This is a genomic window from Levilactobacillus fujinensis (genome assembly GCF_003946335.1).
In the GTDB taxonomy this organism is placed as follows: Bacteria; Bacillota; Bacilli; order Lactobacillales; family Lactobacillaceae; genus Levilactobacillus; species Levilactobacillus fujinensis.
Genome location: NZ_RHNX01000021.1, coordinates 1 through 23,585, shown reverse-complemented (window position 1 = coordinate 23,585; position 23,585 = coordinate 1). Strand labels below are relative to the sequence as shown.

Genomic DNA, 23,585 nt, shown 5'->3' with positions numbered 1-23,585 from the left:
TAGAACAGAAGTTGTTTTGAAATAACCAACGTCAGCTAGAGTATATGATCAAGCGGATTGGTCTACCACTATTTTTACCATGTTGATGTCATGAATGGAAGCTGGCGTAATCGTAATTCCTTTTTAATCAACTAGCATCAAGCGTAATATAATGTCTAAAATAGGTAAAAACCACCGGCCACATCTTCCCTAACGAAGACGTGGCCGGTGGTTTGTGATTCGTGATGAAGTATAGCATTGGCTAAGGGATTAGGGTAGGGAAACGCTCAGTGAAACGGGTGACTGATTATGAGTTTATTTTTAATGCGAAATTGACCGTTAATCTACGGACCGAGTCACGTCACGGGTCTTCGGTTCATGCAAAATATTTCCAATCGAAATCCCAAGTGAAATCAGCACTAACGGCCAACTCATCGTCAACGTATACAGCCAGAAATTCCCGGCATTGCTAGGCTTAAAGAAGTCCAGAATGTGCGTATGGGTCACGGCACTAACGGCGACCAGCAGACCAAACATGGCCAGCTGGCAGAGCAACCCACCGTACGTGGAGAAACGGTATTTATTGACGATGGCAGTGTCACTATCAATTTCCGCCGAGCCGTACAGCGTTTCGTTGATGGTTGGGTTATCGTAGCCCACGTACAGCGTAATCAGTAGGAGGCCAACCGGGTAGCTGCCGACCCACGGAACCAACAGGAGCACGTGACCAGCCACCAGACTGATTTGACTAAGGCGCAGGGCGCGGGCCTCATCGTGTTTCCCAAGGGCCTTGAAGACCGGGTAGCCCGTTTCAAAGCCAACCAGGTAGAGGGCAAAGACGGCATACATGCCACCGCTACCGAGATAGAAGTAGGCGAAGAAACTGTTGAACAGGAGTACGAGACTTACCAGAAATCCTCGGTTCAGGAGACGTACCTTGTAGTTAGGGAGAACGTGACGGTCGCTATAGAGCTCAATAGCGAGGATGACTAGCGCCACACCAATAATGGCGAGCACGATGCCACTGGGAATACTGACACTAGCCTTACGCAACGTCGTCAGCACGGCGATGACGGCAAAGCCAATCACTGACAGAATCCAGCGCCAAGTCTGTGTGATGCCATGCAGATGATGGGGCCGATTCTGGTAGAAGTCGTTGGTAAAGTTATCTAACAGAATGCCCCCGGGAACCGCGGCGAGGTACAGCAGGGCCAGTAGGACAAAGGTCAACGTGTAGCTCAACTTCGCCAATAGGTCCACGCCGATGACCAGTGCTAGTCCAGCGAAAATGGCCCAGTAGAGCCGCTTCATACGAAATTCGGTGGTTGCACTTAGGTGAAGTTTCACGGTCAAAAAGTACGGCCAAATTGTGGCGGCGCTATAGCCCCAGAGAAGGCTGCCGATGATCAGCCACCCGACGGCATCGGTTAGCGCAAAGGTCAGACTTCCCAAGGCGCCGAGCACCAGACTCAGAATCAGGTACGTCGTGGATCTCAAGTTCAGGCGTTTGGTATAAAAAATGCTGGCGGCACGGGAAATATAAAATGCTACCAGGGCAATCAGAAACGTTTCACTGTGGGTCGTCTGGTACTTGGTTAGAATCAGCACGTAGGGCAACATAATGCCGATATTTGCCAGAAAGTTCAGGGTGCCCACAGAAAAGTCGATGCCACTTTGTCTCAGCCGGTTCACCCGACCATCTCCTCTATTAATCATTTACAACCCAGTATAGCATAGTGATTAGGTTGGATGAAAAATGACCGCGTTCCGGCTCTGATGGCGTGCTAGTGGTTTTGTTGCGGTGATAATTGTTGGGATTTTATGGTTGGGGGGATGACTGGTCTATTGGGGCTATCTGAATTGGTCGCGTAGACTAAAAAACGCCGCGGTAGGTAAGTTGGTTCAGGCTTACTGTGGCGTTATGTTTAGTTGAACTTAGACTTACAGCTGAGGTTGAAAGTTCCAAAACACACATTATGACCGTTGTCACAACGATACTGGGTCTAAAATTAGGCAACGTTGTCCAACCATCGCCTTACCGGCCGGCAGATATGGGCTGAATCGGTGCGAACACAACTTGAAGCCTCGAAAATACCGAGTCTCCAAGCTTGGTTTTTGTAAGTAACTGCGCAGCCAAAAGAAGGTGATGGTCGAAATTAAAATGTCGTTCACCGCTTGTTCGATGAAACCTTGCCAAGCAATCAGCGGAAGTGAAATGAGTGCTAACAAAGGAACAGAGACAAACAGCCGGTACGCGTCCAATCGGGACGACACCAGCTGTTTTAAGCTTTTTTAGTAACAAAGAAATCAGAATTAAATGATAACAAAGGATAACGCGACCAACCGATTAGTGTTCCGAAGACGTCTTGGGAGTAAGACGCTTTTCGATGAAGGAGAGGACCAAGTCGGTGATAATCGCCATTAACGCGGTCGGTAACGCTCCCGCCAGAATAATTGCACCACCGTTCGTCGCGTTGGTCCCACGGATGATGATGTCGCCCAGACCGCCGGAACCGATGAACGAGCCGATCACGGTAATCCCAATACCGATGACCAGCGCGTTACGGATGCCAGCGATAATGACGGACAGCGAGAGGGGAATCCGGATGGTCATCATGACTTGCCAGCGGGTCATCCCCATTCCCTTACCGGCGTCCAAGACGTCTGGATCGACGCTCAGCATGCCGGTGTAGGTGTTCTTGATGATTGGTAGTAGGGAGTACAGGAAGACGGTGACCACGACGGTCGTTTGCCCCAGCCCTAGTCCCAGCATCAGAATGGACAGCATTGCCAGGGAAGGTACGGTCTGAATCACATTGGCCGCTCCAATGATCACTGGCGAGAGCCGCCGGTACTGTGAAATCCAGATACCCAGTGGAATCCCAACAATGGCGCCCAACAGGACACCGTAGATGGAGACCAGAAACGTTTGGTTAAATTGACTCAACACGTACATCCCGTTGTGGGAGAAGTAGTAGATTAATTGACCCCATAAGCCTAAGTCTTTCACGTTACTTGCCCCCTTCGAAATAGTGGTGTTGTTTCAAGAAATTCGTCGCGACCGTCTGTGGTTCTTCGAGTTGGTCGTCGACCTGGTAGTTTAACTTTTGCATGGTCGTCAGTGAAATCTTGCCAACCAAACGATTCAGCACGCCCTTCAACGCGGGATGCTGCTTTAAAATAGCATCCGTAGCGACGGGGCTGGCGTCGTATGGTGGGAAGAACTGCCGGTCGTCTTTTAGTAATTTCAGATGGTAACTGCCGACCCGGCCATCGGTGGAGTAGCCTAGAATGGCGTCCATCTTATCGGCGGACAGCGCGTCGTAAAGCAACCCGGTCTGCATCGGTAAGACCTTGCCAAAGCTGTAACCGTACATTTTTTGGAAGGCAGGATAGCCGTCGCCTTGCCGGTTTTGCCAAATTTGGTCGATCCCGACGGTCATGTTTGGCGCCAACTTTTTTAAGTCACTGACGGTTTCTAGGTGGTGCTTTTTCGCGTAGCTCTGCTTAACCATCCAGGCATAGGTATCGGCAAACCCGTAAGACTTGAAGTAAGTCATCTGGTAGCGTTTTTGAAACTCCTGGGTGACGATGGTGTTGACCTTAGCGGGATCGCGTTCAAACTTTTCATCTAGGATGGTCGTCAGATCGGTCCCGTTGAAACGAATGGAACTGATGTCCGCGTTGTTATTCTTGAGGGCGTTGAAGCTGACGTTCCCGGATCCTAAGTTATTAATAATTGAGGTGTGTAAGTTGGTATAGTGACTGATCATACCAGCAATCATGTAGGCCATGATCTGCTGTTCGGTCGTATTCTGTGAGGCAATCCGGACGGTGTTATTGCCGGAGCCGGCTAATCCTGGCAGCGCGCAACCTCCTAACGGAAGGAGGACGACGGCAACCAGAAATGCGGCGAGCCATTTACGTAATTTATTTCGCATCAAACGAACCTCCTATCGTAAGGGTCGTGGCGTGACGGCCCATTCCACTTTACCCAGTAAGTAGTCCACCAATAGGGCTAAGAGGATAACGGGAATCGAGCCGCCGAGAATCAGGTCGGACCGGTAGAGGTTTAAACCGTTAAAGATAAAGTCCCCGAGGCCACCAGCGCCAATGTAAGACGCCAGCGTGGCCCAAGCAATCACGTAAGTTGCGGACAGCCGGATACCAGCCATGATGACGGGCGCGGCCAGTGGAATCTCGGCGCGGACCATCATTTGCCACCAGGTCATCCCCATCCCCTTGGCCGCATCACGCACGGTCGGGGAGACGCCCTGCATTCCGAGGTAAGTGTTGCGCAGGATGGGCAGGAGGGAGTAGATGAACAGGGCGACAATGGCCGGTGTGGAGCCAATCCCGAAGATGGGAATCATCATCGCCAGTAACGCCATGGCCGGGATCGTTTGCAAGACACCAGCGAGGGTGATCACAAAGTTGGCTCCGTGCTTCATCCGCGTCAGCAGAATGCCTAATGGCACGGCCACAATGACCCCGAGGGCCAGTGCAGCGGCTGAGATGTATAAATGTTGGCCGGTCTTGGCAACGAGTTGCCAGCCGTATGTGGCTAAGAAATGGGTCATTCGGCAGTGTCGCCTCCTTCATGATTGGCGGCGGCATGGATGTCAGCGTTGATCGGTGAAGCTGGTTCTTCATCGGCGTCTGGCGCTCCTCGTAGTGCATCGTACACGATGTCAACTAAGGCCGTTCTGGTAACGATGCCGACTAAGTGCTTCTTGGCATCGACTACGGGAACGTTTTTAACCCCCTGTTTCAAGATCCGATCGACCGTGTCCCCGATGAGGGAGTTGGCCTGCACGTAAAAGACTTTGCGGTTGGTGAAACGACTGATGGGCGTGGTGCCATCGGTGATTCGGTTGATGTCGTCCAAGTCAACGAAGCCTTGGAGCACACCCTTATCGTCGGTGACCAGCAACGTATCAACGCGTCGGTCATGCATCAGGTCGATGGCGTCATCCAGCGTCTTGTCAGGCGTGATGGACACGGGGGTCTTCAACATGATTTGGCTGACCGTTAAAATGTTCGGTTGGGCCCGAATTAGTCGTTCCTCACCGATGAGGTTGGTCACGAATTCGTTGGCCGGGTGCCGCAGGATATTTTCGGGCGTGTCGACTTGGACCTGTTTACCATGGCTCATAATGACAACACGGGTGGCGAGGTGCAAGGCCTCGTCCATATCATGGGTCACGAAGATAAAGGTCTTGCCGAGATCCTCTTGGAGATGCTTGACCAGGTCCTGCAAGGATTCTCGGGTGATGGGGTCCAAGGCACCGAAGGGTTCGTCCATCAAAATGATCTGTTGGTCGGCGGCTAAGGCCCGCACGACACCGATTCGTTGCTGTTGGCCACCGGAAAGCTCACCGGGATAGCGTTGCAACATGTCGTCTGGCAATTGGGCCAGTTCAATCATTTTGTGCGCTTGTTCGGCCCGTTTTTCCTTTGACCAGCCGAGCAACTTGGGGACGATTTCGATGTTTTCTTGAATCGTCATGTGCGGCATTAACCCGGTGTTTTGAATCACGTAGCCGATGGAGCGTCGGAGCTTGACCGGGTCCATTTTAGAAATGTCCTTACCGTCGATTGTGATGGTACCGGAGGTCTGGTTGAGCATCCGGTTGATCATCCGCATGGTCGTGGTCTTCCCAGAACCAGATGTGCCGATGAAGGCGATGAACTCGCCGCGGTCGACCTGTAAATTGAAGTCGTCGACGGCAACCTTACCATTGGGATATTCTTTGCGTAGATGTTCCATTGAAAGTAGCATTGATTAACCTCCTGTAATTTTACGGTTTTTTGAAGCTGTTTCGAGAAAGCCGGTCGCCCTGAGAAGTTTCAAGACCGGCTTACCGGCGTAGCGCAGCGCTACGACTATTCACAACCAACCACAGCATAAGTAAGTGTTGGTTGAGGGGCACAGCGGCCAGACAGAAATCGCACAGCGTGAACGACTCACGACCTGCACGCTATAAAAATAACGATCGGTGTGCCGAGAAGCGCCTGAAGAAGGGGCATCCTGGAGACCGGTCGTATGTGAATGTCAGCCTGTAATTACGCCCATTGTACACGAGTTAGAGGGACTTTCCAAAGAAAAACTATTGCCGACGTTGATAATACTCAGGTGTAAATGAATTCGTAATTAGTGCTTAAGCCCGCGGGTATGCGGGTTAACCACTCTTCTCAACGTAACATAAAAGAATGTGTTTCAGATAAGAAAAACCTTATTTATTTTAATCGAAATTATTTTAAAAAAGGGGTTGCCTTCGACCTACTAGAACCCTTTATAATCTAAAACATGATCAAAAAACGAAAGGGAGTTACGACCTTGAAACGAATCTTACTCGCTGGGGCGCTGGACGCCGCTAGCAAAACATTTGTCCGCCAATTAAGCCAAAATAGTCAGTTAGAGCTGACGGTGTACACCCCGAGTGCGGTCACGTTGCCAACGACGGTGACCGCACTGACCGGTGAGGCCATTGACGAAGGCGGCCTGACCGCAGCGATGTTGGATCAAGATGTGGTCGTGGCGTTAGTACCCACGATTCACTTGGCACAAATGGCCCGGACGTTAGCCACTGCGGCTGCCGCAGCCGGCGCCGGTCAAGTCATCGTCAGCCGCACCGACGATATCGTTGAGTTACCGGGTGAAATTCGGGATGCCCGGCGCACCTTGATGACGGCGGGCATCAACTTTGATCTGGTCGAAGGTTTCGCCGGCATCAGCACGCTGATGGCGTTGGAGACGCCCCGTGTTTTTACCGCAACTTCAGCCGGCATTCCGTTAGATGGTTTGGCGGGGTAAAACAGGCTTAGAGTGTAGGAAGGTGTCGCTTAAAATGGCGGCATTCCGGCAGTGGGATGTTGCGCCAGAGGGCTAGCCCGTGGAAAACGCAGGCGACTCACGGGTACTCAGCGAGACCATAAGACTGTTGTGCCGATTGAAAAGACCACTACGAAATTCCCGTTAGTGTCAGTTATAGGACTATAGATGAATAGAAAGCTTACAAGTTCCAGCAGAATAGAAAAAAGACGTTGTCGGCGAGTCCAAAAATTTGGGCTGGTCGACAGCGTCTTTTTTGTTGTATGACGGGCTGGTCATCGGTGTAGGCTTGGATGCCTTGCTACCGGCGACTGAATAGGTTGGCTTATGACCTGGGTTGCCAATTAGAAGTAGTTGGAACACCATTTGGCAACCACAGGCACGTCATATCTTCTATTAAGCTGGTTGGGTTTTGCTGCGACGGATTTCGGGGACGAGCCACCAGACGAGGGCCAAGTTGACCAACATGAGTAGCGCTGTGGAGAAGAACACCGCGTTATAATTGAATACCCCGGCGATCCAGCCGCCAAGTAGCGACCCCATCATGTTGCCAATGGCTTGGAAGGACTGGTTCCAACTGAAGACCGTCGACGTCAATTCGACCGGCGAGTTTTTGGTCAACAGTGTTTGAATTTCGGGGAACAAGGCGCCATCGGAAATACCGATCATGAAGCGAAGGACCCCGAGCATCCAGATACTGGTAACGAAGCCTTGTGGTAGGTACATCAGAAAGGCGAAGACGTAGCCAAAAATCAGAACTTTCCCGGACCCATGCTGATCGCCATAACGACCGAGTCGTGGCGAGGCGAAGATGTTGGAGATCCCCGGTAAAGCCGCGATGATGCCGGCGACCACGGTAATGGGGCCGACGTTGTGCATCAGTTCTTTGACGTACAGACTGATAATGGGCGAGATAGAGATGTTCCCAAATTGAACGATCAACGTGGAAGATAGGAGTACCAGAATCAATTTCGGATTGGGAAAGGCGGCCAGTGGATTGTGGCTGCGTTCGCCAGCAGGTTTGGGTGCGACCGGTTTGAATTTTTCCTCAACCAGGACCCAACTCAAAATGAACGTGGAGAAGAGCAAGGCGGCCGTGATGAAGAAGGTCAGGCGAATGGAGAAGACTTGCGCTAGGACCCCACCGATAACGGGGCCCAGTAACATCCCACTGGTCACTCCGGTCATCAACGTACTGAGCGACGCGCCACTGTGTTTTCGTGGCGTTTGGGAAGCAACCAAGGCTTGGGCGTTGGAAATGAAGCCAGCGAAGACTCCCTGAAGGGCCCGCAATGCGACGAGTTGCCAAACGTTGGTGGCAAACCCCATCAGGGCCATGGCAAATGCCGTCCCCAATGAGGACCGTAGTAGCATTAATTTTCGCCCTTTACGATCGGCGACCATGCCCCAGAGTGGGGACGCAATCGCACTGACGAAGAAGTCGGCAGCGTAGACCAGACCACTATACATGGTGACCTGTGACTTAGTAAAATCACCTAAACTACTGATATAAAGGGATAAAAAGGGCATGATTTCGCTGAAGGCCATGCCGGCCACGAACGTACAGAACCACAGCACGCGTAAATTACGCCGCCATGGGCCGCTCTCTCTTTCAGCTTCATCCAAAGTGGTTCAACTCCTTATTTTGTGAATTAATCGACGGAATCACCGCTTGTGACGCCCCTCGATTTGACCATTATTCGTGATGGTAACGACCACTACATTACCCGCATGCCGGCGAAACGTCAACACTTAGCACTTAGTTGTATGCGCTCGCAATCGTTTAGTGAAAAGGGGATTGGCAATTACGAAAATTATTTTCGATTATTGCAATATTGATTGGTCTAGTGGGAATTGGGAACGTTTTTGGCGTAGGCAGACTGTAATTGAAAAACGTGTCCCCCGTACTGCCGAGGGACACGTTTTTTGACGTTCAGGTTAAATGACAGTCACTTATTTTTGTGGAAACAGTTCGCCGTCAGCGATGCGCTCGAGCAGGCGGCGGGAAGGGATAAAGAATGTCGCCCCGGTGATTGGTGTACTGAAGTCTAACAGCCGGTCGCTTTGACTGAACATGTTGTCCAGCATCCGCTGCGTTACCGTAAAGTGTCGCGCGTAACCAATAAAGTAGGTGCCAACGATGCCTTGACCGGGTTTAGCGTAGGGGACGTTCATTCGCACAATTTTGTGTTCGATGCCATCAGCGTTGTCCTGTGACGCAATGTTGTGCGCGTTTGGCATTTTTTCATCGTCGTTGAGTTCGCGGTCACTAAACTTGTGACGACCAATCGATTTCTCCTGATCCTCGGTCTTGAGTTTATTCCAGGCGTCCATGTTGTGCGTGTATTTCTGAGCAAAGGCGTAGGACCCATTTTCAAATTCGGGGTCTTCATCGCCAATTAAGGCGTACTGCGTGGCGTCGGGACCGGCCGGATTTTCCGTGCCATCGATAAAGCCAATGATAGCTCGGCCTTCAAAGTAGCGGAAGCCCGGCGTCTCATCGACCACGGTCGTCCAGTCGCGAAGAAATTCGCGTGCTTGGTCCATGACTTCGTAGACGACGGCCATGTCCTTAGCGCGAACGTGCATGAATAAATCGCCCGGTGTGGCTGGTGCCGTGTACTTAGGCCCCTTGATTTCGGCAAAGTCCACGAGTTCCTTGGGTTTGTTGGCGTCTGGGAAAAGCAGATCCCAGGCCGTTGACCCGATACCAAAGGCCACTCGGAGGTTGGCGTCAGGGGAGCGGATGGCCATACTACGTTCAATGGCCGCTAACCGGTCGGCGAACTCGGCCAGCGCGTCGCGGTCACTGTCAAGGTGGTCGTGGTCGATTAGGTACGTGGTGAACATAATGTTGTCGCCGGCGTCGCGGTAGACGTCTTGCGCATCGGCTGGATTAATCGTCATGGTAAAGATTCCTCCTCATTGATTGTTGTGAAGACAATCGTTAGACCCAATCGCTCCACAAAATACACACTGGATATCTTTATTAGTATAGCATGCTTAGCCGTATTATCGGGATGCAAAGGCTTTCACCAGTAACGTTTGATCGGGTAAATTAAAAACCCGTGGGCACCAGCCAACACGGGTTTTGGCGATTATTTAGTCTTTCTGATCCGCCTTAGTCTTTCAGATATAAAGATGGCAGTGAAGCCAATTACTGACCCAATGACGATCCATAAAATCGTTGACCACTTAAAACTAAAACTGTTTGGCCATAGGATTGGTAAAGCGATTAAGCCGACAAACATGATGGTGTAAATGATTAGACAATTCTGCAATATGCGTTTCAAATGCGCATCCTCCTCGCAAAAGGTCTTGGATTAACGCTTTCAATAATAACGTGTTACTGGTTGATGTTAAAGCTAAAGGGTGAAAGTCAAAATACGCTTGTGAGCGTGGGAATTGTCACGACTAATCAGTGGCAATGACCGCATTCCGACTGCAAGGGATTCCGCTGGCTGTGGGGAACGTCTCCAGCTAAAGGACGGACCGCCAGTTCGCCTGAAAGCCACCCATTTATTCTAAAAAAAAGAGAATACCATGCGTGAATGATATTCCCTCGACCGATTCCAATTTAGTTTAAATGGTGCAGGCCATTACTTATCTTCTTCAAACTGGTTAATGCCAGTCGCTAACCGGTCCAATCCATCTTGCAGGCGTTTTGCCGGGCAGGCAACGTTGATGCGGACAAAGTCGTGGCCGTCACCGCCGTAAACCTCGCCGGCCGAGATGAAGAGACCGGTGTTTTGGCGAATGGTGTCACACAGTGTTTTGGTATCGGTCGTCAGTTTGTGGCAATCGATCCAGACCAGGTAAGTGGCGTGGCCCTTGATAACGTGTAGGGCGGGTAAGTTTTTCTTAACGAATGCCGTCAACGTCTGCTTGTTGGTCGTAATGGTCGCGTTGAGTTCGTGGACCCACTCACTACCCGTTGTGTAGGCGGCAATGCTGCCGTCGATGGCAAAGGCGTTGGGTTCGGCCAACTCATCGGTGTTGATGCCCCGGTCGACCACATTTCTAAGGCCTTCGTTGGGGATGATGATGGTCGCTGCGTGTAAGGCCGCGACATTGAAGGTCTTGCTGGGTGACACTGCCGTAATGCTATTCTGTGCGGCTGTATCACTGACGGCTGCGAATGGTGTGTAACCGTGGCCGGCGTCGGTGATGTCACCGTGAATCTCATCGCTGAAGACGGTAACGTGGTTGGCCGCGGCGAGGTCGGCGATGCGACGAAGTTCGTCCGGTTGCCAAACGTGACCCACTGGATTGTGGGGGTTACATAGAATCATCATGGTCGTTAGGGGCGCTGCCATTTTTGCGGCAAGGTCGTCCCAATCGACCGTGTAGTTGCCATCTTGATAGACGAGGTCGCTCGAGAGAACGTGGCGGCCGTTGTTAACGATGGAGTTGTAGAAAATGTTGTAGACCGGCGCTTGTACTAAGACGTTATCGCCCACGTGACTGACACGACGAACGGCCGATGAGATGGCGGGCACGACGCCCGTGACGAAACGCATCCAATCCGTGTTGGGTGCCCAGTCATGTTCGGTTGCATACCAGTGCTGAACGGCTTCGAAGTAGTCTTGCGGGACCTCTTCATACCCGAAGATGCCGGTATCGGCCTTGCGTTTAATGGCGTCAACGATTCCGGGTGCGGTCCGGAAGTCCATGTCCGCCACCCACATGGGGAGCTCGTTATCCTTCACGTCCCATTTGACGGAATTGGTGTGTCGCCGGTCGATCATTTCAGAAAAGTTATAACTCATCGCTTGAGGACCTCCTTGGTCAACTTGATGGTCGTGTTTGCTGGGTCGATCTGGTCATCGTCGAAGATGACTTTACCAATGGCCGGTGCAATAATCTTACCACTAATGGGGTTCTTCACACTGTCAATTTCAGTGTTGATGGTGGCGTCGATATCACTGCAGTATTCAAAGGCGAGGTCGGTGTTGATCAGTGAACAGTTCTGCATGGTCAGGTGGTCGACGTAACACAATCCCTGGTCACTTTCGAGCCAACAATTGACGAAGGTAATGTTCTTCGCGTTCCAAGCAAGGTATTCGCCAATGATGGTCGAGTCATAGATGGTCACGTTGTCGCAGTTCCAGAAGGCATCGTGTGTGATAAATGTTGAGTCGTGGACTTCGACGTTCTTACTCCCGTCAAAGGCGTAGTTCCCGGTCACCTTCAGGTTGTGAGCGACAACGTTTTCGTTGTTCATCCCGAAGTAATCGCCAGTCGCCGTGACGTTGTTGAGCTCGACGTTGTTACACCACCAGAGGGTCTCACCGGCGTCAGAAAAGGTGACATTGTCGAGGTGGATATTGCTAGCGTGACGGAACGTTTTGGTTGCCCGAACGAGAGAGTTAGCCATGGTCAGATCGTCGGTATACCAGATGCCGGCGTGGGCGTCTGCCTGCCAGGTGGTGTGATTTAGTTGTGCATGGTGCGTGTACCACAGGGGGTACTTCCATTTGAAAATAGTGTGATCGATGGCTAGATTCTTCCCGTGTTTCAAGGGGGATTCCCCGTCGACGAAGGTGCTGTTCGTGATGTGAAGGTCGTGGGCCTGAAAGAGGGCTCGTTCCCCGGTTAAAGTTTGCTGATTGATTTCAAATTTCAAATTGAATTCGACTCCTTTTGTCCGATTAAGTGGCTAGATTGTGGGCACCGTCTGGGGATGGAACGAAAATGCGTTACTGCCTATGATGATAGGGAAGTAACAACTGTTCCGCTGCGCAAACAGGCTTTTGGATGAAACGACTGACGCGCCAAGACCGATTTAAAATCCATTAGGCAGCGTCAATATTTTATCTATACTATTCATTCTAGTACCTTCGAGTGGGCTTAAGGCAAGTCATTTGTTCAAATTTGTCGGCGATACCAGTAAAACCGATCGATGATAAGCAGGCCACCTAACCAAATCGTGGCAAATAGGAGCCAGAACTTATTCTGTGTGAGGATGGGGCCGACGCGGTATTGCTGGACGGTGAGCCGGAGATATTGATTGGGATGCCCCAACAAGGACTTAGGCAATAGTGGGAACGTCGCCGGGGCCGTGACGACTCGGAGATTGTGTGTCCCTTGGTTTGTGAGGGTCAACGTATAGCGACCAGCTGGTTGGTCTGGAATGGATTGTGCCAGCAGAGTTTTGGTCCCTTGAGAGCGCCACACAACTTTGCCTTGTGCATTCGTTAAACGTAGATGACCGGTAATCTGTTCACCCCGGTCGATGATGATTTTGTTAAAAGCAATGGTTGCTGTAATGGGCTGACTTAAGGCGTGATGAGGTTTAATCGCCAATTTATGATTTTGGTAATAGCGGCCCTCGTTTTGGCTAACTGCATTTAAGGGTTGAACCCACTGGTGGGTGGTCAACGCACTATTCTGCCAGGCGACGAGCCCTAAAGTAAGCGTGAAAGCGCCCGCCATGGCGAGTGGTAACCAAGTCAGGCGGTTACGTGACCAGCGCAACAAGTTACGTGGCTGGCGGTAACCCGACGCGGCACCAGCTAACAGGAGCAGGAGTAGTGGTAGGGCGTAGCGCTCCTCTGTTTCCCAGAAGACGACGTGAAAGGCAACGAGTCCCATCATAAAGATGCCACCTAGTAGGTAGGCCGATGATAAGTGGCGCCGCCGTAACTGTTGTATCCCCCAGCCCAGGTTGACCAAGATGAGTGCCAGGTAGGAGACCTGACACCAATTGGCCAGTAGCCAGTCGGCTGTGCTGCGGTGCTGGCGATACCAGTGCGGGGCGCGATCAAATGCCGAGTTGATTTGAAAGGCATCAAACGTGCCAGTTGCGAGGAAGAGGCGGGCCTTGCGAAAAAGATGACCTAAGATGCCGATGGGTCCCAGCTGTTGCAAATGGTCGTGTAAGAGTCCTGTGGCCGTCTCTTTTTTAGCTGCTACTGTGGGCTGGTGAATGACCGTGGTGGCATCTTGACGATTGTATTCGCCGTAGTGTGCGGGGTTCCAACTCATTGCAACCCAGCTCATGGCAGGAAGTGCTTGATCAGCATTAGGGTGGTAACCGTTAGCCTGTTGGAGGTTATGGTTACCAGCAATCCCAGCAAATAAGAGACCAACGATCAATACAGTCGTTCCCAGTCGCACCAGCCAGTGACGAGGATGGGCGAGAGGGATAAGCCAGAGCAACAATAAGGCAGCAATGGTCAATACAATATAGTTGGCCTTAAATAGGTAAGCCCCTGTTAGTGACAGACCAAGGAGGAGTGCCCAACCGAAGATGGCGGGCCCTCGCAGACTGCGTTTAAGCTGGGTAAAGGCGACTATGGCAAAGAGCATGAACGGTAAAACATAGACGTCGGTATAAGCGTTTAGCGCGTACGCGTACAGAGGAACAGTGGTGATTAGCATGCCGATCCAGAGGTTGGCCCGGGCTGGATTTCGTTTGCGTAGCGCTAGCCAGACCACTAAAAGGCCACAATCAAGCCAGATAAACTGAAGTAGGTTGAGCCAGACCCCAGAATTAGAGATGATGCCTTGACCCAGTCGCAACAGGCCGCTGAGCAAAATGGTAAAGCTGACATTATTGGCATACGTTTGGAAATAGGCGGGCCAACTGGTACTGCCGTGGAGGAGATCTAGAGCTTGCTGATGAACGAAGTAGAGGTCGGCACGTGGGGCTGCGACCCAGGAGACGGCAACCCAGCCTTGAATGGTCAAAAGCAGGAGCCAAAGGCCAACGGCGACCCACTGACTTTGACGGGAACTGATGCGGTGTAATGCGCGAAAGCTGAGGCCTAAGGTGCCTAAATAGATGCCGGTGCCTAAAGCAATTGCTAAGGGGCTCAGCCAATTATGGTCGATCCGAAACGTGACGGGGAAAAGGAGCGCCAGTCCGCCCGTAAGCAGAAGGGTGATACTAATCAGACCCCCAAATAAGGTCATGGTGTGCTGCCGAATGGACATGGTGAGACCTCCTCCTTACTAAAGATTGAAAGTTCTAAAACACCTAGTATGACTGTTGTAACAGCAATACTGAGATTTAAACTAGGCGACATAGTCCAGTCATCGCCTCATTTAACGGAGCGATGCGCCAAAGTCAATGCAGGGGTCGAGACATGAAAGGTTGCAGAATAGGTATCCGTTTGAACGATGTAGCGTGGCCGGTGTTTGACTTCAGTGAAGGTCCGGCCAACGTATTCACCAATAATACTGATAGCAATTAACTGAAAACCACCGAGAAACCATAGGGAAGCCATGATGGAGCTCCAGCCAGTGATGACGGCGCCACGGAGGTGTTGGACCAGAATCCAAATCAACATAAGGAGGGCAGTGCCACAAATAACGGTTCCCGCGTACAGCACGGCACGAATGGGGGCAATAGAAAAGGATAAGATGCCATCTAACGCGAATCGCAACATTTTATTTAGGGGGTACTTGGAGACGCCGGCCTGACGAGGCTGCCGTTTATAGTAGAGTCTAGTGGACGGGAATCCCAATTGTGGAATAATTCCCCGCAGGAATGGTTTGCTTTCATGACACTGCATGAGAGCGGTGATGACGCGTTTAGTCAGTAAACGAAAGTCGGAATGATTCGGTACGAGATTAACGCCGAGCTTACCCATCGTCCAGTAGAAGCCGTTGGCGGTGGTTCGTTTGAACCAGGAATCGGTCGAGCGGTCATTACGAACGCCGTAAACGATATCGAAGCCGCGCTGGGCCTGCGCGACCATGGCAGGAATCAACGTCGGGTCGTCTTGCAGGTCAGCGTCAATGGTAATGACCAGGTCGGCATGTCGGTGAGCCGTTTGCATGCCAGCCATCAAGGCAGCCTCTTGCCCGTAATTACGGCTAAAGCGCAGACCCGTAAATAGCGGGTCTTTCTGTTGTAAATCGCAAATGAGTTGCCAAGTGTTATCCTGGCTCCCATCGTCAACGAAGAGAATCTTACTATTTTCTGCAATTTGATGGTCGCGAATTAAGTGCGTCATAATATTCTGTAAAATAGGAGCACTGGCTGGCAACATGGGTTCCTCGTTATAGCATGGAGACACAATGGTCAGACTTGGCAAAGTTGTTGTTATCATGTTGGTTCCTCCCCAAAGAAAGTAGATGTGTGCCCACTCGAAGCTAGAAAATAAGAAGCCAAGACAACTAACTGGCTCAAAACTTTAGCTATCTTTCGGATAGGCATAATCAATTAGTCCCACCAGCAATGGTGGACGTAAGAACTTCACCCCATGAAGCCTTACGATGTAGTTCAAATGATAGGCCTGTGAGGAAGTAAAGGGTACCCAGAACGCTCAATGTTTAAAGATTCTTTAGTAGGATTAACTATAATGGTAGGCAAATTAGATGCTAATGAAAGCGCATTCGACTATACTGCCTCTTATACCTATTTTGATGAAATGGAGGCTTTTTCAATGGGAAGATTAGCGGATAAAGTCGCAATTATTACGGGTGCTGCTCAGGGAATGGGTGCTGCGCATGCACGTTTGTTTGTCAGTGAAGGTGCTAAGGTCGTTGTTACGGATATTAAGGAAGCTGAGGGCCAGCAATTAGTTGCGGAATTGGGAAAGAACGCTTTGTTCGTAAAGCATGACGTTTCGAGTGAGCGTGGCTGGCAGGAAGTACTGGCGCAAACATTAGCGAAGTTTGGGAAGGTCGATATTCTGGTCAATAACGCTGGCATTACCTTTGCCAAAGCGCTGCAGGATATTAGCGTGGACGACTACGTGAAGATCTTCAAAATCAACCAATTGGGAACGTTCCTGGGAGTAAAGACCGTGGCGAAGCCCATGACAGAACAAGGTTTTGGGTCTATTGTTAATATTTCGTCGCTGAATGGTCTGGTCGGTGGTGCCGTGGGGTACACCGATACCAAGTTTGCGGTACGAGGGATGACCAAGGCAGCCGCGTTAGAATTAGCCCCCGCCGGTGTTCGTGTGAACTCGGTCCATCCTGGAGTCATCGAAACGCCCATGATCTCGCAGCCCGGAACGGAGGAAGCCGTTAAGCAATTTGCGAAAACGATTCCGTTACGGCGAATCGCCAAGCCAGAAGAAGTTTCTAAGCTGGTCTTATACTTGGCATCAGACGACGCCAGTTACGCAACGGGGTCTGAATTTGTCGTGGATGGTGGTATTTCAGCACAGTAATTTTAGTTAGAGAGTGGGACATAAGGCGATTAGTTTGCGAGTATTAACGTGATAGCAGGGATTATGCCTGACTTTGGCATAATTTTTGCTATCGGGTTAAGCGCAACAAACTGCCTTATGGCGCACGTTTCGACATTATAATGGCGTAAATAAAAGAGTCTGGGATACCCCCAGGCTCTTTTGGTATCTCCGAATTTACGTTGCTGAAACGTGGGACAAAAGGCAGCTGACTCCGCTTAAAACTGATAACTTGAAGGTTGAAAGCCAAATTGTTTACGTTGCTCTTGCGACAGTAGGAATTATTACGGCTAAATTAGTGAAAACAGCCGCACTCCGGCTGCCAGGGATTCCGCTGGCTGTGGGGAACGCTTCCAGCCAAAGGACGGGCTTCCAGCTCGCCAGCTAAGCGCCTTTTATCCCACTCTCTTTGCGTGGTGTTGGTTTAGTGGCGGAAATGACGGTTGCCCGTGAAGACGAGGGCCACGCCATGTTTTTCGGCCATGGCGATGGAGTCCTTGTCGCGGATACTGCCACCGGGTTCGGCAATAACCTTGATACCGTGTTCAGCGGCAAATGCGACACAGTCATCCATGGGGAAGAAGGCATCAGAGACTAAAACGGCTTGAGCATAGTGCTCCTTGACCTCGGCCTTTCCGACGGCAATCTTCACCGCATCGATTCGGTTCATTTGACCAGGACCAACGCCAAGCGTTTGATCCGGTGTGTTGATGACGATGGCGTTACTCTTAATGAATTTGATGGCCTTGAGACCAAAGGTAATCGCGGACATTTGTTCAGCGGTCGGCTGAGCGGTCGTCACCACCTGAAATTCAGCCGGATCATCGACAATATTATCCCGTTCTTGACGCAACAGGCCGCCACGGACACTGATCAATTCGTCGTCTTCCGGTGCTTTGGCATTGGAAAAATCGACCGTTAAGAGACGGAGGTTTTTCTTCTTAGCGAGTACGGCGTACGCATCATCATCGAAGGCTGGTGCAATGATGATCTCTAGGAAGAGTTGATGCATCTTGGTTGCGGTTGCCAAGTCAACACGGCGGTTGAGGACAATGATGCCGCCGAAGATGGACATGGAATCGGCCGCGTAACATTTGTCCCAAGCGGCTTCCAACGTGTTGGCTGAGCCAATACCACAAGGGTTCATGTGTTTTAAGGCCACGACGGTTGGATCGTCGAATTCGCGAATTAAACCCAGTGCGGCATCGGCGTCTTTGATGTTGTTAAAGGAAAGCGGCTTCCCGTGGAGCTGCTTAGCTGCCGCAATTGAGAAGGGCGCTGGCTGACAGTCTTGGTAGAAGGTCGCCGTTTGTTGGGGATTTTCACCATAACGCAGTGCTTGCTTCCGTTCATAGGTCAGTGTCAACGTTTCTGGCTTAGTATCATCGGTCAAGTAGTTGGCGATGACGGCATCATAGTGAGCTGTGTGATGGAAGACCTTGGCGGCTAAGTGCTTGCGCAGACGGGTGTCATCGGTATGTTCAGCCAAGGCGTGACTGACTTGATCGTAGTCGTCGGGATCACAGACGACCAGCACGTCATTGTAGTTCTTAGCGGCAGCGCGAATCAAAGAGGGGCCACCGATATCGATCTGTTCAACGGCCGCAGCGAGGGTGACGTTGGGTTCTTGAATCGTTTGTGCAAAGGGGTACAGATTGACGCAGACCAAGTCGATGGGCGTAATGTTGTGTTCAACTAACGTTTGTCGGTGAACGGGGTTCTCACGCTTTGCTAGAATACCACCGAAGACCAGCGGATTTAGGGTTTTAACGCGTCCATCCAGCATTTCTGGAAAGTGCGTCACCTCTTCAATCGGGATGACTGGGACATCAGCCGCAGCTAAAAAGGCTTGGGTGCCGCCAGTGGAGACAATTTCGAAGTTTTGAGCAATCAGATTTTGGGCAAATTCGACCAGACCAGTTTTATCAGAAACGCTAAGCAATGCACGGCGCATGAGAGAACCTCCTAATTTAAGTCTTCCTAAGATATGTCCATCATACGTGTTCTTAACCGAACAATCAACGGGAACAAAATATAAATATTCGTATAGCCGGAGGAAAAGACGCATTGATTGGTCACTTAACTATTTGAACGATTACGAGAGCTGAACATTCTGACTAATGACGGTTATGACCCGACCTTTCCCAATTTGAACTGGACGCAATGGTGGTCAGTCGGCATCTTGGTCGGTTCAAACTACCAACCATTTTACGCTTGGATTATCACGACTATCGTTGATTTAGCGGCGTTTCTGTAATAAATATAATTGTAAAGGCCGGTAACTGAACTGCAATCCCCCTGACACGTAATCTACATTTTAGTGGCTTAAAGTAGAATGTGGTTGAGAGATGAGGTGGTGAAAGAATCAAGGACGTTTCTGATAGAAAGCAAACGAACTCACCAAATCTAAATAGGGAAGTGCCAAGTATGTCAACACATCTATGGGCCAAACGGGTGGCACAAGCAGCCATTGCTGTTAGTGCCCTCATGGGAATCGCATGGGGCGGTCAAACCGTTGCCAACGCGAGCACCTTAGCCATTCCGGATATTTCTGAATGGCAGGGGAAGTTAACGGCTAGTCAGGTCGCCAATCTGAAGAGTCAGGTTTCGTTTGTCATTAATCGACGGCAGTATGGGTCATCCTACCAAGACCTGTACGCGGCCAATAATACCGCGCTTTACGTGAAGTACGGGATTCCGTTTGGCGAATATGATTACGCACGATTCACCAGCGCAACCAGTGCCAAACAGGAGGCTAAGGATTTCTACAATCGGTCGAATAAGAGTGCGCAATTTTACGTTCTAGATTTTGAAGAAAATGACGTGACATCTGGGACTACCAACGCTGCCGTTAAGGCCTGGTATGACGAAATGAGTGCGTTGACCAATAAAAAGTTAGTCTTCTACTCTTACCAATCATTTGCGACCAGTTATGCGAATACGGCGCGTCAAAGTTTTGACGCCCAGTGGATTGCGAATTACTCCTATACGCCAACGATTGCGCATGCACTGTGGCAGTATACAGACCACAATTACTTATCGGCGTTGGGTGAATATACCGACAACAGTAAGGCTGTGACATCGGTTCAGCCCGTCTCCTGGTGGACCGATGGCGTGACCACGGCATTAACGCACACGACGACCACGACTTATGCGTATAGCAGCTATAAAAAGGGCCAGCACGTCTATTTACATACGGGTGCGACTAAGGATGCGGACGGCAATGCCATTGCGGCAAGCGACCGGCAAAAGTTTTATCAGGTGACGCAGGTCAAGTCGGTCACACAGTCGAAGTCGCAACAGGCAATTTACTTAGAGGGCCTGAACAAATGGGTCCTGTCTGAGGACGTTACTGGCTACTGGGTTGGGCAACACGGTTCCTTTAACCTGAAAAAGAAGTTGTACGTTTATTCGAACGCAAGTCTGACCAAGAAGACGGGGAGTTACTATGTCGCTGGTGATACAGTTGCCGGAAAGGTCGTTAAGGCCTCAAGTGGCAAGTCATACCGGATTAAGACGAAACTGGGCTACCTGTCAGCGAATACACAATTTTCCGACCACGCGTACTATGAGTCGTTAGGCACCAATAAGGTCATCACCAGTAAGAAGCCGGTTTATGAATACACGAGTAGTTCCTTTAAGAAGGCCAACCGGGCAACTAAGGTGGCAAAGGGAACGACCCTTACGGTCACCGCGGTTAAAAAACGGTTGACCGGATCACGTTATTTCGTGTTAAGTAATGGTAAATATGTCACGGCACAGATGGCGTACGTCACTGAATAATAAGGAAAAGGAGCTGAATAAATATGCAACAAAAAACAAAAATCGTGACGGCGGTTACGGTCGCTTTAGCCGTCCTCACGTTAGGTTCAGGCACCGTAGTTCAGATGCATGCGGCCAACGATGTAAGTTCAGTTGGCCAGACAGTGGCGCCAACATCGGCCAAAACGGATGGGACCACGCTGACGGCTACTAGTACTAGTGGAACAAAACAGAATTACACGGTTAAGTATGATGGCAATAGTGACCAGTCAGCCACCTTTCAGAAAAAGACGTATGGCACCAGCACAACGGCGGAAAAACAAGTCGATTACGTTGGTGGAAACACAGACGGTGCTTCGGTAAAATTGAATAAAAATACGACAGCGGTGGTTCAAGGCACGATGGGCCATACCTACGTGCATTGGAATAAAGGCGGCTGGTCGGTCACGGCCGTTACCAGTAATGCCGATGCGGCTGGGACACCGAAACAGTTCGCTAAGCAGGTCAACCAGCAAATTACCGAGACAAGCCTGCCGAAAGGTGCTGACACTGGGGCCATTACGGTTTATAGTCAAACCGACGATGATGAAGCCAATTCGGTGACTTGGCAGAACGGGAAACAAGTCTACAAGGTTAGCGGCACCACAGCCGATACCACGGTCAAAGTTGCCCAGGATGCGGATTAGGATTGCAGAGGGGGACAAAAGACGATTAGCTGGCGGGATGCCACCAACCAAAGGACGGGGCTTTCGACTGCCTGAAAGGCGTCAAGTTCAGGCGTCTCATATTTGCTGACCAGTGAGGCAATGACGGAATCACGCTGTCTAATTTGAATCTTAGTAGCATTGCGCCAGTGGTCGTAATAAATACTTTGAGGCTATAACGAGGTTGAAAGTTAAAAATGTACAGTAAAGGCCCGGTGCGCCGGGCCTTTACTGTACAAAAATAGACATGGATTGCGCCACTAGGCTATAATATTTAAATAATTTTTTGGCCTGACCACAATGCCGGGCAGCCCCGGTATCACACCGGATTAGTAAGTTAAAATAATTGAGAAATGATTACTAGAATGATAAAAAGTTATTGACAAGTCTGCGGAAAAGAAGTACCTTAAGAATGTAATATGAAAGCGCAGTCATAGTGAACAGTAGCTGGTTACTTCATCCTAGAGAGCTAACGGTCGGTGGAAGTTAGCGGGAGTTGCCAGTGAATCCGCCACTTAGCGTTTGTTTCCGTTCGAAGGAGACACGGTGAGGCGTTATACTCGCAGAGGACACAATCATTCTTGTGTCAAGTTGGGTGGTACCACGTTAATAAACTAACGTCCCATAACCTGGATTAACCGGGTTATGAGGCGTTTTTATTTTTTCTCAGTCTATTCTATTTAGCAAAGGGGATTTTCATATGTTAGATCCAAAATTTGTTCGGAATAATCAAGAATTAGTCAAAGAAAAGTTGAAGACACGGAAAGTAGATCCAGCTGAAGTGGATGAATACCTCCAACTCGATCAACAAAATCGCGATGCCCTAACCAAAGTTGAAAAAATCAAGGCCCAAAAAAATCAATTGACGCAGCAAATCAGCCAGAGCGACCCCAAGTCAGAAGCCGGTCAAAAGTTGATCAACGACGTTAAGAAGATCAATGACGATATTAAGAGTACCGAAACGGCGCAAGAAGAAGTCGCCGAACGCCTCCACTATTTAGCCGTTCGTTTCCCGAACCTGCCAGCCGACGATGTTCCGATCGGACCTGACGAAGACAGCAACGTTGAAATGCGGACCTGGGGTGAATTTCCAAAGTTCAACTTCGAACCGAAAGCCCACTGGGAAATCGGGGAGAACTTGGGAATCCTCGACTTCGACCGTGCTGCTAAGGTTTCTGGTGCCCGCTTCGTTTACTACAAGGATGCCGGTGCGCTGCTAGAACGGGCCGTTTACTGCTTTATGCTAGACCTGCACACGCAAAAGCAGGGGTACCACGAAATTATTCCACCATACTTGGTTACCGGTAAGACCATGTTTGGAACCGGTCAATTCCCTAAGTTTAAGGAAGACGTCTACACGGTTGAATCGACTGGTATGACACTGATTCCAACGGCTGAAGTCCCATTGACCAACTACTACGCTGACGAAATTCTTAGCGAAGATCAATTACCAACTTACTTTACTGCAATGACCCCTTGCTTCCGTTCCGAAGCGGGGAGTGCTGGTCGCGATACTCGGGGCTTGATTCGGATGCACCAATTTCACAAGGTCGAAATGGTCAAGTACTGCAAGCCAGAAAACTCATACGCCGAATTGGAAAAATTGACCGATAACGCTGAAGAAGTTCTGCGGGAACTTAACCTGCCCTATCACGTAATCAAGTTATCCACTGGGGACACGGGCTTCTCTTCCGCCAAGACCTATGACGTCGAAGTTTGGATGCCAGAGCAAGGCATCTACCGTGAAATCAGTTCTTGTTCAAACTGCCTGGACTTCCAAGCACGGCGGGCCATGATTCGCTATCGCAAGGCTGATGGTAGCGTGGCTTACGTCCACACGTTAAACGGGTCTGGTTTGGCCGTTGGTCGGACCGTTGCTGCGATTTTGGAAAATTATCAACAAGCAGATGGCACCGTTAAGATTCCGGAGGTTTTGCAGAAGTACATGCACGGTCAACAAGTAATAAAATAAAATTATTATGAGAATAATCTATTATCAACCGGATAAATCATCACAGTACAGACAGGACGAATTCCCCAGGTAATAGGGTTACTAGCGAAAATAAAGAGCATGATTAGAGGTTCTTCGTCAACTGTTGTTGGTGAACAAAATATTGGAGTTCTAATCACTTGGTGATTAGGGCTCTTTTTGTATGA

Annotated in this window: 18 protein-coding genes and 1 other annotated feature; of the genes, 5 read left to right on the top strand and 13 right to left on the bottom strand. The window is 50.2% G+C overall.

Features of this window, described 5'->3' with window-relative positions:
- Positions 1-318: 318 nt before the first annotated feature.
- From EKM89_RS08500 to EKM89_RS08480, 5 genes are all read right to left on the bottom strand, one after another.
- Complete coding sequence (locus EKM89_RS08500; RefSeq protein ID WP_125687611.1) at positions 319-1,671, bottom strand: hypothetical protein; 1,353 nt, start codon at positions 1,669-1,671, stop codon at positions 319-321.
- A gap of 655 nt (positions 1,672-2,326) precedes the next feature.
- Entirely contained in the window at positions 2,327-2,935 is a 609-nt protein-coding gene (locus EKM89_RS08495) for an ABC transporter permease (protein WP_191988759.1), read from the bottom strand.
- A gap of 55 nt (positions 2,936-2,990) precedes the next feature.
- Positions 2,991-3,920: an osmoprotectant ABC transporter substrate-binding protein gene (locus EKM89_RS08490; protein WP_125687607.1), complete on the bottom strand. Its 930-nt coding sequence runs from the start codon at positions 3,918-3,920 to the stop codon at positions 2,991-2,993.
- A gap of 12 nt (positions 3,921-3,932) precedes the next feature.
- Entirely contained in the window at positions 3,933-4,559 is a 627-nt protein-coding gene (locus tag EKM89_RS08485; RefSeq protein WP_048734472.1) for an ABC transporter permease, read from the bottom strand.
- Entirely contained in the window at positions 4,556-5,761 is a 1,206-nt protein-coding gene (locus tag EKM89_RS08480; RefSeq protein WP_125687605.1) for a betaine/proline/choline family ABC transporter ATP-binding protein, read from the bottom strand. Before EKM89_RS08480 ends, EKM89_RS08485 begins: the two co-directional genes overlap by 4 nt.
- A 558-nt stretch (positions 5,762-6,319) precedes the next feature.
- Between EKM89_RS08480 and EKM89_RS08475 the strand changes: the two genes are divergently transcribed.
- The gene (locus EKM89_RS08475; protein WP_125687603.1) at positions 6,320-6,796 is read left to right on the top strand and encodes a Rossmann-fold NAD(P)-binding domain-containing protein; all 477 of its coding nucleotides are present in this window, start codon (positions 6,320-6,322) and stop codon (positions 6,794-6,796) included.
- Between the two features lie 414 nt (positions 6,797-7,210).
- Here EKM89_RS08475 and EKM89_RS08470 read toward each other — a convergent pair whose 3' ends face one another.
- The 6 genes from EKM89_RS08470 to EKM89_RS08445 form a co-directional block, all read right to left on the bottom strand.
- Positions 7,211-8,440, bottom strand: a complete 1,230-nt coding sequence (locus tag EKM89_RS08470) for an MFS transporter (protein WP_125687601.1) — start codon at positions 8,438-8,440, stop codon at positions 7,211-7,213.
- A 327-nt stretch (positions 8,441-8,767) separates the two neighbouring features.
- Entirely contained in the window at positions 8,768-9,721 is a 954-nt protein-coding gene (locus EKM89_RS08465) for a Dyp-type peroxidase (protein ID WP_125687599.1), read from the bottom strand.
- Positions 9,722-10,413: 692 nt separating this feature from the next.
- Complete coding sequence (locus EKM89_RS08460; protein ID WP_125687597.1) at positions 10,414-11,583, bottom strand: MalY/PatB family protein; 1,170 nt, start codon at positions 11,581-11,583, stop codon at positions 10,414-10,416.
- Positions 11,580-12,440: a DUF3737 family protein gene (locus EKM89_RS08455; protein ID WP_125687595.1), complete on the bottom strand. Its 861-nt coding sequence runs from the start codon at positions 12,438-12,440 to the stop codon at positions 11,580-11,582. Before EKM89_RS08455 ends, EKM89_RS08460 begins: the two co-directional genes overlap by 4 nt.
- A gap of 242 nt (positions 12,441-12,682) precedes the next feature.
- Complete coding sequence (locus EKM89_RS08450) at positions 12,683-14,752, bottom strand: glycosyltransferase family 39 protein (RefSeq protein WP_125687593.1); 2,070 nt, start codon at positions 14,750-14,752, stop codon at positions 12,683-12,685.
- 107 nt (positions 14,753-14,859) lie between these two features.
- The gene (locus tag EKM89_RS08445) at positions 14,860-15,873 is read right to left on the bottom strand and encodes a glycosyltransferase family 2 protein (RefSeq protein ID WP_125687591.1); all 1,014 of its coding nucleotides are present in this window, start codon (positions 15,871-15,873) and stop codon (positions 14,860-14,862) included.
- Positions 15,874-16,209: 336 nt separating this feature from the next.
- Between EKM89_RS08445 and EKM89_RS08440 the strand changes: the two genes are divergently transcribed.
- A complete protein-coding gene (locus EKM89_RS08440) occupies positions 16,210-16,944 on the top strand; it encodes a glucose 1-dehydrogenase (RefSeq protein ID WP_125687589.1) in 735 nt (244 codons plus the stop codon).
- Positions 16,945-17,386: 442 nt separating this feature from the next.
- Here EKM89_RS08440 and purH read toward each other — a convergent pair whose 3' ends face one another.
- On the bottom strand, positions 17,387-18,916 hold the full coding sequence (purH, locus tag EKM89_RS08435; RefSeq protein ID WP_125687587.1) for a bifunctional phosphoribosylaminoimidazolecarboxamide formyltransferase/IMP cyclohydrolase: 1,530 nt from the start codon (positions 18,914-18,916) through the stop codon (positions 17,387-17,389).
- Positions 18,917-19,449: 533 nt separating this feature from the next.
- Between purH and EKM89_RS08430 the strand changes: the two genes are divergently transcribed.
- The 3 genes from EKM89_RS08430 (at position 19,450) to serS (ending at position 23,400) form a co-directional block, all read left to right on the top strand.
- Positions 19,450-20,745: a GH25 family lysozyme gene (locus EKM89_RS08430; RefSeq protein ID WP_382333241.1), complete on the top strand. Its 1,296-nt coding sequence runs from the start codon at positions 19,450-19,452 to the stop codon at positions 20,743-20,745.
- 23 nt (positions 20,746-20,768) lie between these two features.
- Positions 20,769-21,410 (top strand): hypothetical protein, encoded by a 642-nt coding sequence (locus tag EKM89_RS08425; RefSeq protein WP_125687583.1) that lies wholly within the window; start codon positions 20,769-20,771, stop codon positions 21,408-21,410.
- 439 nt (positions 21,411-21,849) lie between these two features.
- Positions 21,850-22,056 (top strand) — a binding site (T-box leader).
- Between the two features lie 72 nt (positions 22,057-22,128).
- A complete protein-coding gene (serS, locus tag EKM89_RS08420; RefSeq protein ID WP_125687581.1) occupies positions 22,129-23,400 on the top strand; it encodes a serine--tRNA ligase in 1,272 nt (423 codons plus the stop codon).
- A gap of 5 nt (positions 23,401-23,405) precedes the next feature.
- Here serS and EKM89_RS14225 read toward each other — a convergent pair.
- Positions 23,406-23,585, bottom strand: a 180-nt coding sequence (locus EKM89_RS14225; protein ID WP_225421855.1) for a hypothetical protein, incomplete at its 5' end; no start/stop codon positions are given.

What these genes read in the sequence shown, in the direction of transcription:
- EKM89_RS08465 (WP_125687599.1), bottom strand. Translation starts at nt 9,721, where the DNA reads ATGACGATTAATCCAGCCGATGCGCAAGACGTCTACCGCGACGCCGGC.
- serS (WP_125687581.1), top strand. Translation starts at nt 22,129, where the DNA reads ATGTTAGATCCAAAATTTGTTCGGAATAATCAAGAATTAGTCAAAGAA.
- EKM89_RS08480 (WP_125687605.1), bottom strand. Translation starts at nt 5,761, where the DNA reads ATGCTACTTTCAATGGAACATCTACGCAAAGAATATCCCAATGGTAAG.
- EKM89_RS08495 (WP_191988759.1), bottom strand. Translation starts at nt 2,935, where the DNA reads ATGTACGTGTTGAGTCAATTTAACCAAACGTTTCTGGTCTCCATCTAC.
- EKM89_RS08430 (WP_382333241.1), top strand. Translation starts at nt 19,450, where the DNA reads ATGGGAATCGCATGGGGCGGTCAAACCGTTGCCAACGCGAGCACCTTA.
- purH (WP_125687587.1), bottom strand. Translation starts at nt 18,916, where the DNA reads ATGCGCCGTGCATTGCTTAGCGTTTCTGATAAAACTGGTCTGGTCGAA.
- EKM89_RS08450 (WP_125687593.1), bottom strand. Translation starts at nt 14,752, where the DNA reads ATGTCCATTCGGCAGCACACCATGACCTTATTTGGGGGTCTGATTAGT.
- EKM89_RS08440 (WP_125687589.1), top strand. Translation starts at nt 16,210, where the DNA reads ATGGGAAGATTAGCGGATAAAGTCGCAATTATTACGGGTGCTGCTCAG.
- EKM89_RS08425 (WP_125687583.1), top strand. Translation starts at nt 20,769, where the DNA reads ATGCAACAAAAAACAAAAATCGTGACGGCGGTTACGGTCGCTTTAGCC.
- EKM89_RS08460 (WP_125687597.1), bottom strand. Translation starts at nt 11,583, where the DNA reads ATGAGTTATAACTTTTCTGAAATGATCGACCGGCGACACACCAATTCC.
- EKM89_RS08445 (WP_125687591.1), bottom strand. Translation starts at nt 15,873, where the DNA reads ATGATAACAACAACTTTGCCAAGTCTGACCATTGTGTCTCCATGCTAT.
- EKM89_RS08490 (WP_125687607.1), bottom strand. Translation starts at nt 3,920, where the DNA reads ATGCGAAATAAATTACGTAAATGGCTCGCCGCATTTCTGGTTGCCGTC.
- EKM89_RS08485 (WP_048734472.1), bottom strand. Translation starts at nt 4,559, where the DNA reads ATGACCCATTTCTTAGCCACATACGGCTGGCAACTCGTTGCCAAGACC.